Origin of the sequence: Amycolatopsis sacchari (genome assembly GCF_900114035.1) — a bacterium.
Taxonomy (GTDB): Bacteria; Actinomycetota; Actinomycetes; order Mycobacteriales; family Pseudonocardiaceae; genus Amycolatopsis_E; species Amycolatopsis_E sacchari.
In genome coordinates, this window is record NZ_FORP01000006.1 from 261,584 (window position 1) to 275,083 (window position 13,500).

A 13,500-nucleotide genomic window follows, 5' to 3' on the forward strand; every position below is an offset into this window, starting at 1 on the left:
CTTTCTGTCGGTGGGTGCTTCTACAGTGGTTCACGTGGAAACAGAGGTGCTGCTGGATGCCGGAGCGGTGAGCCGTTGCCGGCGTCGCGTGCACCTCGAAGCCGATCCGGCGATGCGCGGTGTGCCGCTGGCGCCGCCCGATCCGGCCGCCGAGCAGCGCATCGCCGACGCCGCCGCGCATCGCGAGGTGATCAGGAAGCGCCTGGTGGAGGCCGTTCCCGGGGCCGGCTGGGTGACGGTGCCGCGTGATCTTCCCGCCGAGGACCGGGTGCGCGTCACCGAGCGGGCGCTGGCCGACGAGGCCGAGTTCATCTGGGGGGCGCTGCTGCCGCCGGACCGCGAGGGTCACCGCCGGGGCGGCGCGGAGCTGCTGGTGCGTTCCGACGGCGGGTACCTGCCGGTGCTCGTGGTGCGCCACCGCGTCACCGATCCGGGCACGGGCGCGGTCACCACCCCGCCGACGGTGCTCGATCCGGGGCGCGCGGTCGTCGACGAGGAGCGCAAGGTCCGTTCGCACGCCCGTGACCAGCTGCGCCTGGCCCACCTGCGCCGGATGCTGCAGACGCTGGGCAGGGCGGCGCACCGGCCGCTGGGCGGGGTCATCGGGCTGGACGCCGACGTGGTGCTGTGGCACGACCTGGCGGCGCCGACGTGGCCGGGCGGCCGCAGCGCGCTCACGGAGTACGACAGCCGCTTCGCCGACCGGGTGGCCGTCGCGCTCGCGGCGGCGAACGGCGAACCCGAGCTGGCGGAGCCGTCGCGGGTGCTGGAGTGCCGCACGTGCCCGTGGTGGCCGACGTGCGAGGCGCGACTGCGGGCGGAGCGGGACGTGAGCCTCGTGGTCCGCGGTGAGGACGCGATGGAACTGCGCCGCGCGGGTGTCTCCACTGTGGACAAGCTGGCGGCGCTGGACCCGGCCGACGAACCGCCGGTCGCGTGGACGTCCGGCCCGTTCGGGGACGCCGTAGCGCTGGCCAGGGCGTGGCTGGCGGACCTGACGGTCGTGCGCCGCGTGCCGGAGGTGACGGTGCCGCGCGGGGACGTCGAGGTCGACGTGGACATGGAGAGCTTCGGCGAGTCCGGGGCGTACCTGTGGGGGTGCCTGCTGTCCGGCGTGGACATCGGCGTGCCGCAGGGGTACCGGGCGTTCGCGACGTGGGACCCACTGCCCACTGTGGATGAAGCGCGCTCGTTCGCGGAGTTCTGGGCGTGGCTGCGCGAGGTGCGGGAGCGCACGCTCGCGGCGGGGCTGACGTTCCGGGCGTACTGCTACAACGCGCTGGCGGAGAACCGCTGGCTCTTCGGCTCGGTCGAGCGCTTCGCGGGCCGCCCCGGTATCCCGTCGCGCCGCGAGGTCCAGTCCTTTGTGGACTCGGACGAGTGGGTGGACCTGTTCCGCGGGGTGACCGACCAGTTCCTGTGCGCCCGGGGCAAGGGGCTCAAGGTGATCGCCCCGGTGGCCGGCTTCACGTGGCGTGACCCGGAGGCGGGCGGCGAGGCGTCGATGCGCTGGTACCGCGACGCGGTGGGCATGGACGGTGGCGTCCCGGATGACACCCAGCGCGAGCGCCTCCTCCGCTACAACGAGGACGACGTCCAGGCCACCCGCGTCCTGCGTGACTGGATGTCCGGCCCCGCCAACGCGATCCCGTACATGGGAGACCTCTAGCCCCAGGTGAGGAACCGGTAGTGCAGGCCGGTCACCGACTCCTGCCACTCCCCGGCGGAGTCCGGCGCGCGCCCGACGTCCGGCGCGTGCGTGTCGCCGTCGAAGTGCTCCTGGAGTTCGGTGACCACGATCCGGTCCGCGAACGGCAGTGCCGCCCGGTACACCGCAGCGCCGCCGATCACCCACACGTCGCCGGTCACCGCCGCGAACGCCCGGGGCAGGTCGGGGAACGTCTCCACGCCCTCCTGCGGGGTACGCGACAGCACGAGGTTGCGCCTGCCCGGCAGCGGCCGGAACCGCGGCGGCAGCGACTCCCACGTCCGGCGGCCCATCACCACGGCGGCGCCCGCGGTCAGCGTGCGGAAGTGCTTGAGGTCCTCGGGCAGGTGCCACGGCAGCGCGCCGTCCCGGCCGATGACCCCGTTCGCCGACTGCGCCCAGACCAGCCCGATCACACCGCCACCGGCGCCTTGATGGCGGGATGCGGGTCGTAGCCGTCGATCGTGATGTGCTCGTAGGTGTAGTCGAACAGGCTGTCCGCCGGCTTCAGCCGCAGCGTGGGGAACGGGCGCGCCTCGCGGGCGAGCTGCGTCCGCACCTGCTCGACGTGGTTGTCGTAGATGTGGCAGTCGCCGCCGGTCCAGATGAAGTCACCCGCGCGCAGGCCCACCTGTTCGGCGATCATGTGCGTCAGCAGCGCGTAACTGGCGATGTTGAACGGCACGCCGAGGAACAGGTCGGCGCTGCGCTGGTACAGCTGGCAGGACAGCTCGCCGTCGGCGACGTAGAACTGGAAGAACGCGTGGCACGGCGGCAGTGCCATCCGCGGGATGTCGGCGACGTTCCACGCGGACACGATGATCCGCCGCGAATCCGGGTTCTCGCGCAGCGTCCGCAGCACCTCGGAGATCTGGTCGACGTGCCCGCCGTCCGGCGTGGGCCACGAACGCCACTGCACGCCGTAGACCGGGCCCAGCTCGCCGTCCGGCGCCGCCCACTCGTCCCAGATCGTGACGCCGTTGTCCCGCAGCCAGCCGATGTTCGAGTCACCACGCAGGAACCACAGCAGCTCGTACGCGACCGAGCGGAAGTGCACCTTCTTCGTCGTGATGAGCGGGAAGCCGTCGGACAGCCGGTACCGCAGCTGGTGCCCGAAGACCGACCGCGTACCCGTCCCGGTGCGGTCGGCCTTCCGTGCACCAGTGTCGAGCACGCGGCGGAGCAGGTCTTCGTACTGCGTATCCGGCATGCCCGCGAGCCTAACTACCGCGGCGCCATCCGCAACGAGCCGTCCATGCGGATGACCTCGCCGTTGAGGTAGTCGTGGTCGATGATGGACAGGGCGAGCTGCGCGTACTCGTCCGGGCGCGCGAGGCGCTTCGGGAACGGCACGCCCGCCGCCAGCCCCGCGCGGAACTCCTCGCTCACCGTCGCCAGCATCGGGGTGTCCACGATGCCCGGCGCGATCGTCATGACGCGGATGCCCTGCGAGGCGAGGTCGCGGGCCGCGGGCAGGGTCAGCCCGACCACACCGCCCTTCGACGCCGAGTACGCCACCTGCCCGATCTGCCCGTCGAACGCCGCCACGGACGCGGTGTTGATGATGACGCCGCGGGCGTCGTGCTCCAGGGGTTCGGTCTGGGCGATCGCCTCGGCGGCCAGCGTGATGACGTTGAACGTGCCGATCAGGTTGACCTCGATGACCTTCTTGAACAGGCCGAGGTCGTGCGTGCCCTTGCGGGACAGGATGCGGGCCGACGGGCCGATGCCCGCGCAGTTGACGACGGTGCGCAGCGGGACGCCCGCCCCCGCGGCCTGCTCGACGGCGGCCTTCACCTGCTCGGGGTCGGTGACGTCGGTGCCGACGTAGGTCACGCCGTCGACCTCGGGCGCCTTCTCGATCCCCGCCGGGAGGTCGAACGCGAAGACCCGCGCGCCCCGCTCCGCCAGCGCCTTCGCCGTCGCACCGCCGAGTCCGGAAGCCCCGCCGGTGACGATCGCCGCCGTGTCCGTGATCCGCATGTCGTTCCCTTCCTCGCCACACTGCCAGGCCCTCAGGTTAACGGTCGTTCGCATCGCCGCCTGGTGGTCCTCCTCACCGTCGCGCGGAGTATTCGGCCACGACCACCGGCGTTAGCACGGGCGTCAACTCCGGATGCGACCTTCGCAGCATGGGCTCAGCTCGGATCGTCGTCATCGGCACCGGATACGTAGGCCTCACCACGGGAGCTTGCCTGGCGAGCCTCGGCCACCAGGTCACCTGCGTGGACGTGGACGCCGTGAAGGTCGCGAGACTCGCGGCCGGCCGGGTGGACATCCTCGAACCCGGACTGGAGGAGCTGGTCGCGCGCGGGCTGGCGGCCGGACGGCTCACCTTCGTCGTCGGATCGCGGCAGGCGGTCGCCGACGCCGAGGCCGTGTTCCTCTGCGTGCCGACGCCGATGGGTGCCGGCGGGGCCGCCGACCTGCGTGCGGTGGAGGCGGTGATCGACGAGATCGCGGGCTCGCTGCCGCCGGGCTGCGCCGTGATCACCAAGTCGACCGTGCCCGTCGGGACGCGCAGCGCATCCGCGCCCTCCTCGGCCGCCCGGACGTGCCGGTCGTGGCGAACCCCGAGTTCCTGCGCGAGGGCACCGCGGTCGCCGACTTCCTCAACCCGGACCGGATCGTCGTGGGCGCGGACGACGAGGCCGCCGCGCAGTGGGTGGCCGGGCTCTACGCCGACCTGGCCGCGCCGAGCGTCGTGACCGACGCCGCCAGCGCCGAACTGGTGAAGTACGCGGCGAACTGCTTCCTCGCCATGAAACTGTCCTACGTCAACGCGATCGCCGAGCTGTGCGAGCGGCTGGGCGCCGACATCGAGTCGGTGACCGAGGGCATGGGCTACGACCGCCGCATCGGCCGCTCGTTCCTCAAGCCCGGCCCCGGCTGGGGCGGCTCGTGCCTGCCGAAGGACACCCACGCGCTCGTGCAGGTCGCCGAATCCGTCGGGTTCGACTTCTCGCTGCTGTCCGCGGCGATCCAGGAGAACATCGCCCAGCGGGACCGGATCGTCGCGAAGATCGCGGGCACCGTCGGCACCCTGGCGGGCGCGCGGATCGGGGTGCTGGGGCTGGCGTTCAAGGCGGGCACCAGCGATCTGCGGGACTCGCCCGCGCTGTCGGTGACCGCGATGCTCGCCGCCCACGGAGCCGAGGTGACCGCTTACGACCCCGCGGTCGGCGGCGAGCTGCCCGGCATGCGGGTGGTGGACGACCCGTACCAGACGGCGAAGGGCGCGGACGCGCTCGTCGTGCTGACCGAGTGGGACGAGTTCCGCAGGCTCGACTGGAACTACGTGGCGGAGCTGATGCACGGCGACTCCGTCGTCGACACCCGCAACCTGCTCGACCCGCGCTCGGTGCTGGCGGCGGGCCTGTCGTGGCTGGGCCTCGGCAGGCCGCGCGCCCGCGCCCTCGCCGGTTAGGGCTGCCAGAGCCAGAACTCGATGCCCTGGTTGTCCACGCAGTCCGCGGACAGCCCGTACGGCTGACGCTCCACTTCACCGGCCTGGCCGCCCAGTTCGCGGACGCGGGCGAGTGCGGCGTCCAGGTCGTCGACCGCGTACATGAGCTTCCAGCCGACCTGGCGCCCCGGTCCGCCCCACAGACCGCCGAAAAGCCCGGAACCTTCGACGTTCCAACCACCTTCGACGCGGCCCGGCGCGAACTGCCAGCCGAGCACGCCGCCGTAGAACGCCTTGGCCGCCTCGTCGTCGGGCACCTGGAACGTGAAGTACCCGGCTTCCCCGTGCCGCGGGCGCGTGCCCTGCGGCGTCCGGACCGGGGCCTGCGCGACGAGCCACCGCTGGCCGAACGGGTCGCGGATCGCGCCGCTCAGCCCGTGCCCGGTGTCGGCGACCGGGCGCAGCACCTCCGCGCCCCGGTCCACCGCCCTGCGCACGCAATCCTCCACATCGGACACTTCGACGCGGACGGACGCGCCACCGGGCGCCGCGACGTGGCCGATGTCCTCGAACTCCTCGGCGAGCATCAGCACCGAGTCGCCGATGGCCAGTTCCGCGTGCCCGATGCGGCCGTCCGGCATGACGATCGGCTCCGCGCGGCGGGTCGCGCCGAACACCTCGACGTAGAAGTCGAGCGCGCGACGGGCGTCGGACACGGCGAGGTACGGGGTCAGGGAGTGCAGCCGCGCTTCCGCGGGCGCTTCGGTCGTGGTCATGTCTCCTCCGTTCAGAACGGCACGCTGCAACCTCTCGCGTAGTTCGGCGGCGAACCGCGGATCGGGCTCGGCCGGGCGCACCGGCTCGCGGAGGGCGTCGAACGGGTCAGTCATGGCGGCCCTCCTTCCCCCGGTAGGCGGCGCGGAACGCGGCTTTCGCCCGCACCAGCAGTGCTTCCGTCGCGTGCACCGTGCGTCCGAGCAGGCGCGCGACCTCGGGGACCGGCAGCCCGTCGAGGTACCGCAACGTCAGCGCCGCGCGGTGGTGCCCGCCGAGTTCGGCGAGCACCTCCCGGGCCAGCAAGGCATCGACCTCGGAATCCCAGGGGTCGACGGCCTCGGTCTCGTGCACCAGCCGCAGCCCGCGTTCCTCCCGCTCCCGGCGCCGCCAGTGGTCGACCAGCTTGTGCCGGGCCACCCCGATCAGCCACCGGGTGCTCACCGGCGGCGCTCCCGGGGTGCGGCAGGCGGACACGGCGCCGAGGAACGTCTCCGACGTCAGCTCCTCGGCGACCGCCCGGTTCCCGCAGCGGGACAGCAGGTAGCCGTACACCTCCGGCAGCGCCTCCTCGTACACGTCGAGCAGCGCGAAGGCCGGGTCCGGTCTCACCCGCGGTTCGCTCACATCCCCATCGTCGTCCGGCGCCGGGGTTTTCCGACGCCCCGAACCGGACTTTTTTCAGCCGCGCGGATCGGGCAGCCGCCGCGCCGCGAACGCGATCCCGGCGACCAGCAGCGCCTGCACCAGCGTCACCGTGACCAGCCCGCGTTCGAAGTCGAAGGCGGAGAACAGCGTGCCCAGCAGGGCGACGCCGAGCGCGAGGCACGTCTGCTGCGTGGTGGTGAGCATCCCGCTGCCGACGCCCGCGCTGGAGGCGGGCACGCGCGACAGGATGACGCGGAACATCGTCGGCGCGGTCAGGCCCTGCCCGATGCCGCACAGCAGGGTGCCGGGCACGAGGGCGAGCGCGTTCACGTCCGGCCAGGCCAGCAGCACCGTGGTGACCAGCGTCAGCAGGCCGAGCAGCTGCGTGCTCGCGCCGAGCACGACCACCCGGTGCCCGAGCCGGGCCACGAGCCTGCTGCTGAGCAGGGACGCGCCGAGGAACGCGACCGCGAGCGGGGTGAGCGCGAGCCCGGACTCCAGCGGCCCGAGGTGCAGACCGTCCTGCAGGGTCAGCGCGTAGACGAACAGGAAACCGCCGAAGCCGACGAAGAACGGTGCCGCGATGCCGAGCCCGCGCCGCATGGTCGGGGTGCGCAGCAGCGACATCGGCAGCAGCGGTACGCCACCCGCCGCCTCTACCCGGCGTTCGACGGCGACGAAAGCGGCCGCCGCGACCGGCGACAGGGCGAGCAGCACCCAGCACCACACGGGCCAGCCGAGCGCGCGGCCCTCCATCAGCGGGATCAGCAGCGCCAGCAGTGCGGTGCCGAGGAGCGCGGTCCCGGCGCGGTCCACCGGCATCGGGTGTTCGGCGCGGGTCTCCGGCAGGGTGCGGCGCGCCAGCACGACGCCGAGCACGCCGATCGGCACGTTCACCAGGAAGATCGGCCGCCAGCCCGAGCCGCCGAGGTCCGCCGACACGAGGACGCCGCCGAGCAGCTGCCCGACGACCATGGCGATGCCCCCGGTCGCGCCGTAGTAGCCGAGCGTGCGGGCCCGGTGCTCGCCGGTGGTGGTGGCCTGGATGATCGACAGCACCTGCGGCACCAGCATCGCCGCGGCCGCGCCCTGCGCCGCCCTGGCGAGCACGAGGGTGGTGGCGTCCGGGGCGATCCCGCAGACCAGTGACAGCAGGGTGAACGCGGAGAGCCCGGCGATGAACATCCTGCGGCGGCCGAAGGCGTCCCCCAGGCGGCCGCCGACGACGAGCAGCAGCGCGAACGCGATGCCGTACCCGGCGACGATCCACTCCAGTGTCGCGGTGGAGGCGTGCAGGTCGGCGTCGATGGTGGGCAGTGCGACGTTGACGATGAACAGGTCGATGGGGGCCAGCGCCGCGCCGAGCAGCACGGTCGCCAGCCCGGCTCGCGACAGCGTCCGGGTCCCGGGCGCCGCGAGTGGCAGAACAGTCGTCATGGAACCCACGGTCGGCCGCCGCGGATCGTGGTACCAGAGCGTGGTTATCCAGGTATCCGCACCACCTGGTAACCGGCTGCGGGCTGTGTGACAGTGGCAGCATGACCACCGCTGTGCGCCTGTCCGCCGACGAGATCCGCCGTCGTGAGCTGGCGGCCTTCCTGCGCAGCCGCCGCGAGCGCATCACCCCGGAGCAGGTCGGTCTGCCGGTGGGCGGCAGGCGGCGCACGCCGGGGCTGCGGCGGGAGGAGGTCGCGCACCTCGCCGGCGTCGGGGTGACCTGGTACACGTGGCTGGAACAGGGGCGCGACATCAACGCCTCCGAGCAGGTGCTGCGTGCCGTCGCGAAGACGCTGCGGCTCGACCCGCACGAGCGCTCGCACCTGTTCACCCTCGCCGGGCTGCCGGAGCCGGTGGACGAGCGGGAGTGCGCCGCGGTGACCCCGGCGGTCCGCGCGATGCTCGAGAAGCTGGAGCCCTACCCGGCGGCGGTGTACAACGCGCGCACCGACATCCTCGCCTTCAACCGCGTGTACGACTGGCTCTTCGACGTGAGTGCCGTGCCCTTCGACGAGCGCAACTCGATCCTGCAGTGCTTCACCAACCCCGCCTGGCAGGCGCGGATGGTCGACTGGAAGACGAACGAGGCCCGCTCGGTCGCGCAGCTGCGGGCCTCGATGGCGGAGCACGTCGACGAGCCGGCCTGGAAGCAGCTGGTCAAACGGCTGAACCGCGAGTCGCCGGAGTTCGCGGCGCTGGGTCAAGTCCCTGGGCGTGGTGTAAGTGGGCGGTCACCGGTGATCCGGTTCGGGTCAGGCGGTGAGGGCTGGTGGGGTGGGTTCCTCCTGTTCGGCGGGATGGGTTTCGGTCGTGGTGGTGGCGCGGGAGCGGGTGAGGACGTCCAGGCTGAGGTAGCGGCGTCCTTCGATCCATTCGTCGTGTTGCTCGGCGAGGACGGCGCCGACGAGCCGGATGATCGCGCTGCGGTCGGGGAAGATGCCGACGACGTCGGTTCGGCGGCGGATCTCCTTGTTCAGTCGTTCCTGGGGGTTGTTGCTCCAGATCTGGCGCCAGATCTGTTTCGGGAACGCGGTGAACGCCAGCAGATCCGCCCGGGCGGTGTCCAGGTGCTCAGCGACGTTCGGCAGCTTCCCGCTCAGGGTGTCGAGCATCCGATCGTATTGCGCGGCAACGGATTCGGCGTCGGCTTGGTCGAACACCGAGTGCAGCAAGGTCCGCACCCACGGCCAGGAGGACTTCGGGCAGACCGACATCAGGTTGACCGTGTAGTGGGTGCGGCAACGCTGCCACGACGCCCCCGGCAGGGTGGCGCCGATCGCCGCGACGAGGCCGGCATGGGCATCGCTGGTGACCAGCTGGACACCGGTCAGGCCGCGGGCGAGCAGGTCGCGGAAGAATGCCAGCCAGCCGGCGCCGTCCTCGCCGGAGGTGACCTGGATGCCGAGGATCTCGCGGTAGCCCTCGGCGTTGACGCCGGTGGCGATCAAGCAGTGCACGTTGACCACGCGGCCGTTCTCGCGCACCTTGAGCACGAGCGCATCGGCGGCGACGAACGTGTACGGGCCCTGATCCAGCGGACGGGTGCGGAACGCCTCGACCTGGGCATCCAGGTCGCGGGCCATCATGGACACCTGCGACTTGGACAAGCTGGTGATGCCGAGGGACTCGACGAGTTTCTCCATTCGCCGGGTGGAGACACCGAGCAGGTAGCAGGTCGCGACCACGCTGGTGAGCGCGCGTTCGGCGCGTTTGCGGCGCTCGAGCAGCCAGTCCGGGAAGTAGCTGCCCGAGCGCAGCTTCGGGATCGCGAGGTCGATCGTGCCAACGCGGGTGTCGAAGTCGCGGTGGCGATAGCCGTTGCGGGAGTTGAGACGCTCGGCATTGCGCTGGCCGTATTCGGCGCCGCAGACCGCGTCGGCCTCGGCGCCCATCAGCGACTGGATAAACGTCGAGAGCATGTCGCGCAGCAGATCAGAACTGCTCGCGGCGAGTTGGTCGGCCAACGGCTTGTTCGGGTCGATAGGCTGCATACTGGTCATCGCGTGAAGGCTTCCTTCGTGGACTTTGGTCGGTCCTGTGAAGGATCACGCGGTGACCGCCTCATCTCCGGCTACGACACGCTCAGCACTCGCTGGCGGCGCTGGTACACCACTCTGCCGGACACAACCCGGCGCTGTGGCACCGGCACGACGTCCAGCCGATGCGCAACCTGACCAAGCGGGTGCGCCACCCCGAGGCGGGGCTGCTCAGCTTCGACTCGACCCACATGTGGTTCGGCCGCCGCTCGGAGACGCGGCTGACCACGTTCGTGCCCGCCGACGACGAGACCGAGCGCAAGCTGCGCCTGCACAACGCGTAGCCGGGGAAGCCGCTTTTCGACGGACGCGCGGACGGCCGCGGGTGCCGTAGTTTTCTGTGCGTGTGGCGAGTGAGCGGGTATGCGCGTGACCTGCTGCTGACGTTCGTGCCGATGGTGTTCGTGCTCGGCGCGACGACGGCGGCCGGGCGCATGCGGCCCGGTTCGGAGCCGCTGGAGCTGCCCGGGTACCTGTGGCTGATCGGTGCGGCGCTGCCGCTGCTGCTGGTGCGCCGGTTCCCGCTGCCGGTGTTCCTCGTGACGGGGTCGGTGGTGGTGGCCTACTACCGCATGCCGTACCCGGACGGCCCGGCGCTGCTGCTGCCGACGATCGCGTTGTTCATCCTGACCCGGCGCCGGGGTCCGCTCGTCGCCGGGATCACCGGCGGCGCCGCGCTGCTGGCCGCGCTCGCCGTGTACTTCGGCACCGGCGGCAGGCTCGCGGCGAACACCCCGGTGGGGCTGCTCGTCGTCTGGCTCGCGGCGGTGCTGGGCATCGGCACGGCGGTGCGCAACCGGGCGGCCGCCGTCCACGCGGCGCGGGAGCGCGCGGCGGAGCACCAGTCCCGGATGGCCGAACGGGAACGGCTGCTCATCGCGCGCGAGGTGCACGACGTCGTGGCGCACAGCCTGGCGATGATCAACGTGCAGGCCGGGGTCGCGGCGCACGTCGCGGACCGGCGGCCGGAGCAGGCGGTCGCCGCACTGCTGGCGATCAAGGAGGCGAGCGCGGCGGCGCTCGCGGACCTGCGGGCGACGGTCGCGGTGCTGCGGTCGGGGCAGGGGCTCGCGCCGGCGCCGAGCCTGCGGCAGCTGGACGACCTGCTCGACCGCGCCAGGGCGACCGGTCTGCGGGTCGAGGTGCACGGCTCCCCGGGGGAGCTGCCCGCCCCCGTCGACGGCACGGCGTACCGGATACTGCAGGAGTCCCTGACGAACGTGGTGCGGCACGCGACCGATCCGTCCAGAGTGGACATCCACTTCGGACGCAGTGACGGCAGGTTCGCGCTGGCGGTGCGGGACGACGGCCGTGCACCGCAGGAAGCGGTGGCGGGCAACGGACTGCGGGGCATGGCGGAACGGGCCGCGGCGCTCGGTGGCCGAGTCACCGCGGGACCGGTCGAAGGTGGGTTCGAGGTGCGGGCGGAGCTGCCCGCCGAGGAGGTCTCATGACGATCCGCGTGGTGCTCGCCGACGACCAGGCACTGGTGCGCGCCGGTTTCCGGGTGCTGCTGGAGACCGAGGACGGCTTCGAGGTGTGCGGCGAAGCGAGCGACGGCGGCGAGGCGGTGGAGCTGACGCGCGCGCACCGCCCGGACGTCGTGGTGATGGACGTCCGGATGCCCGGGGTGGACGGCCTGGAGGCGACGCGCCGCATCACCGCGGACGAGGAGCTGGCGGCGGTGAAGGTGCTGGTGCTGACCACGTTCGACGTCGACGAGTACGTCTACGAGGCGTTGCGCGCGGGCGCGAGCGGCTTCCTGCTCAAGGACACCGAACCGGTCGAGCTGCTGCGGGCCCTGCGCGTGGTGGCCGCGGGGGAGTCGCTGCTGGCCCCCACGGTGACCCGCAGGCTGATCGCCGAGTTCGTCACGAGACCCGAAAACCGCCACGTCGACCGCGACGCCGTCCGCCAGATCACCGACCGCGAACGCGAGGTGCTGGCACTGGTGGCGAGCGGCCTGTCCAACGACGAGATCGCGGCCCACCTGGTGATCTCCACCGCCACGGCCCGCACGCACGTCAGCCGCATCATGACGAAGGTCGGCGCCCGCGACCGCGCCCAGCTGGTGGTACTGGCCTACGAGTCCGGCCTGGTCACCCCGGGGCGGTGAGGGTCAGGAGTTGCGCTGCGTCGGCGGGGCGTGGTCGACCTGCTCCTGCAGGAGCGACGTGAACAGCGACTGCACAGCCGGCCGGTCCGGGCCGAACGTCTCGACGATGATCACCCGGTCGTACAGGACGTAGACCGCGCGGAACACCGCCTGCGACGACTTCGCCGACGTGCTGAACACCGGCACGCCCTGCAGCGCCAGGTCGCGGTTGGCGGACAGCCCGCCCTTCCGCTGCGTGTCGGCGTACGCGTTCGCGACGGTCGTCGCGGCCGACGGGCTCGGCAGGGTGAGCGAGAACAGGCCCACCGTCGACGACGTCTGGGTGGAGGTGTTCAGCCGGCCGCTGACCATCCCGCCCTGCTGCAGCGCGGAGATCACGGTGTCCGGCAGGAGCCTGCCGCTCTGCAGCTGGGCGAGTGAGAAGTCCCCGCCGCCGTTGCGCGGCGTGCCCGGCGCGGTGATCAGCGCGTCCGCGTCACTGCTCGGCTCCGGCTTGGCCGGCGGCGGTTCCGGCAGTGCCTTCGTGCTCGTCGCGGCGGGGGGCTGCTGACCCGGGTCAGCGGTGTTGACCTGCTCGGTGTTGTCACGGCCGAACAGCAGCCACACGGCGACCGCGAGCCCGGCGACCACGACCACGGCGATCGACGAGAACAGGATCTTCTTCCCGTTGCCGCCCTTGGACTTGGCGGACTCGGTCTGCTCCGGGCCCTGGGACACCCAGTCGAAGCTGCCCTGCGGAGCGATCGGCGGCAGGTCGCCGCCGCCCCACGGCGGGGTCGAGTCGGCCTGCCCGGCGTGCCACGCCGGCGGCTGCTGGAACCCGGCGGGCGGGGACTGCATCCCCTGCGCGGGGTGGGCGCCGCCCTGGTACTGGCCCTGCCACGGCGGCACCGCCTGCGTGCGCTCCGCCGAGGAGTCGTAGCCGGGCACGACCTGGGTCGCCTCGGAGTTCGGCGGAACCGGGCCCGCCTGCTGCGGCGGCTGGTTCTGCTGCACCGGCGGCTGGGGGGTGCCGCTCGGCGGCGAAACCGGCTCGATGATCTGGGTGGAGTCGCTCTCGCCGGTGGCGGAGGGGGCTTCCGGAGGGGCGGCGGTGACCGCGGCGGACAGGATCTGGTCCCGCCGCTGGCGGTAGGCGTCGGCCGAGAGCGTGCCGTTCGCCAGGTCCTCGTCGAGCTTGCGCAGCTCTTCCTGCCAGGTCACCCCGGCACCCCCTTCGGGATAGATGTTGCGATGCTTGCGGGCCCGCCGCTGAAACGGGAACGTAGCCGCACCCGGGCTACGGCATATTGTGCACCCCGGCCTCACCCCGGTC

12 protein-coding genes and 2 pseudogenes are annotated in these 13,500 nt (G+C 72.2%); 6 read left to right on the forward strand and 8 right to left on the reverse strand.

The window, feature by feature from the left end; translation table 11 throughout:
* Positions 1–34: 34 nt before the first annotated feature.
* Positions 35–1,669: a TM0106 family RecB-like putative nuclease gene (locus tag BMZ92_RS13435; RefSeq protein ID WP_177228672.1), complete on the forward strand. Its 1,635-nt coding sequence runs from the start codon at positions 35–37 to the stop codon at positions 1,667–1,669.
* Here the strand turns inward: BMZ92_RS13435 and BMZ92_RS13440 are convergent.
* The 3 genes from BMZ92_RS13440 to BMZ92_RS13450 are packed head-to-tail and all read right to left on the reverse strand — an operon-like array spanning position 1,666 to position 3,691.
* The gene (locus BMZ92_RS13440; RefSeq protein ID WP_091506843.1) at positions 1,666–2,124 is read right to left on the reverse strand and encodes a dihydrofolate reductase; all 459 of its coding nucleotides are present in this window, start codon (positions 2,122–2,124) and stop codon (positions 1,666–1,668) included. The genes BMZ92_RS13435 and BMZ92_RS13440 overlap by 4 nt on opposite strands.
* Positions 2,121–2,918: a thymidylate synthase gene (locus BMZ92_RS13445; protein WP_091506845.1), complete on the reverse strand. Its 798-nt coding sequence runs from the start codon at positions 2,916–2,918 to the stop codon at positions 2,121–2,123. The genes BMZ92_RS13440 and BMZ92_RS13445 overlap by 4 nt, the downstream gene beginning before the upstream one ends.
* Positions 2,919–2,932: 14 nt before the next feature.
* On the reverse strand, positions 2,933–3,691 hold the full coding sequence (locus BMZ92_RS13450) for an SDR family NAD(P)-dependent oxidoreductase (protein ID WP_091506848.1): 759 nt from the start codon (positions 3,689–3,691) through the stop codon (positions 2,933–2,935).
* Between the two features lie 149 nt (positions 3,692–3,840).
* Between BMZ92_RS13450 and BMZ92_RS13455 the strand changes: the two are divergent.
* A pseudogene (locus tag BMZ92_RS13455) lies at positions 3,841–5,135 on the forward strand (UDP-glucose dehydrogenase family protein).
* Here BMZ92_RS13455 and BMZ92_RS13460 read toward each other — a convergent pair.
* The 3 genes from BMZ92_RS13460 to BMZ92_RS13470 are packed head-to-tail and all read right to left on the reverse strand — an operon-like array spanning position 5,132 to position 7,973.
* Positions 5,132–6,004 carry a VOC family protein gene (locus BMZ92_RS13460; protein WP_091506851.1) on the reverse strand — a complete coding sequence of 291 codons (873 nt, stop codon included), beginning with the start codon at positions 6,002–6,004 and terminating at the stop codon, positions 5,132–5,134. The pseudogene BMZ92_RS13455 and the gene BMZ92_RS13460 overlap by 4 nt on opposite strands.
* Entirely contained in the window at positions 5,997–6,515 is a 519-nt protein-coding gene (locus BMZ92_RS13465; RefSeq protein WP_091506854.1) for an RNA polymerase sigma factor, read from the reverse strand. Before BMZ92_RS13465 ends, BMZ92_RS13460 begins: the two co-directional genes overlap by 8 nt.
* Positions 6,516–6,569: 54 nt before the next feature.
* Positions 6,570–7,973 carry an MFS transporter gene (locus BMZ92_RS13470; protein WP_091506856.1) on the reverse strand — a complete coding sequence of 468 codons (1,404 nt, stop codon included), beginning with the start codon at positions 7,971–7,973 and terminating at the stop codon, positions 6,570–6,572.
* A gap of 101 nt (positions 7,974–8,074) precedes the next feature.
* On the opposite strand from BMZ92_RS13470, the pseudogene BMZ92_RS13475 reads away from it, so the two are divergent.
* Positions 8,075–8,731 (forward strand): annotated as a pseudogene (locus tag BMZ92_RS13475) (helix-turn-helix transcriptional regulator); the annotation flags it as partial.
* Positions 8,732–8,785: 54 nt separating this feature from the next.
* Here BMZ92_RS13475 and BMZ92_RS13480 read toward each other — a convergent pair.
* Positions 8,786–10,033, reverse strand: a complete 1,248-nt coding sequence (locus BMZ92_RS13480; RefSeq protein ID WP_091506859.1) for an IS256 family transposase — start codon at positions 10,031–10,033, stop codon at positions 8,786–8,788.
* Positions 10,034–10,125: 92 nt separating this feature from the next.
* Between BMZ92_RS13480 and BMZ92_RS13485 the strand changes: the two genes are divergently transcribed.
* The 3 genes from BMZ92_RS13485 to BMZ92_RS13495 all read left to right on the forward strand — a co-directional run bounded on the left by BMZ92_RS13485 (position 10,126) and on the right by BMZ92_RS13495 (position 12,185).
* Complete coding sequence (locus BMZ92_RS13485; RefSeq protein ID WP_177228685.1) at positions 10,126–10,353, forward strand: MmyB family transcriptional regulator; 228 nt, start codon at positions 10,126–10,128, stop codon at positions 10,351–10,353.
* A gap of 111 nt (positions 10,354–10,464) precedes the next feature.
* A complete protein-coding gene (locus tag BMZ92_RS13490; protein WP_091507088.1) occupies positions 10,465–11,523 on the forward strand; it encodes a sensor histidine kinase in 1,059 nt (352 codons plus the stop codon).
* Positions 11,520–12,185 carry a response regulator gene (locus tag BMZ92_RS13495; RefSeq protein WP_091506862.1) on the forward strand — a complete coding sequence of 222 codons (666 nt, stop codon included), beginning with the start codon at positions 11,520–11,522 and terminating at the stop codon, positions 12,183–12,185. The genes BMZ92_RS13490 and BMZ92_RS13495 overlap by 4 nt, the downstream gene beginning before the upstream one ends.
* 3 nt (positions 12,186–12,188) lie before the next feature.
* Here the strand turns inward: BMZ92_RS13495 and BMZ92_RS13500 are convergent, their stop codons facing one another.
* Positions 12,189–13,388 carry a flagellar basal body-associated protein FliL gene (locus BMZ92_RS13500; protein WP_091506863.1) on the reverse strand — a complete coding sequence of 400 codons (1,200 nt, stop codon included), beginning with the start codon at positions 13,386–13,388 and terminating at the stop codon, positions 12,189–12,191.
* Positions 13,389–13,500 lie beyond the last annotated feature (112 nt).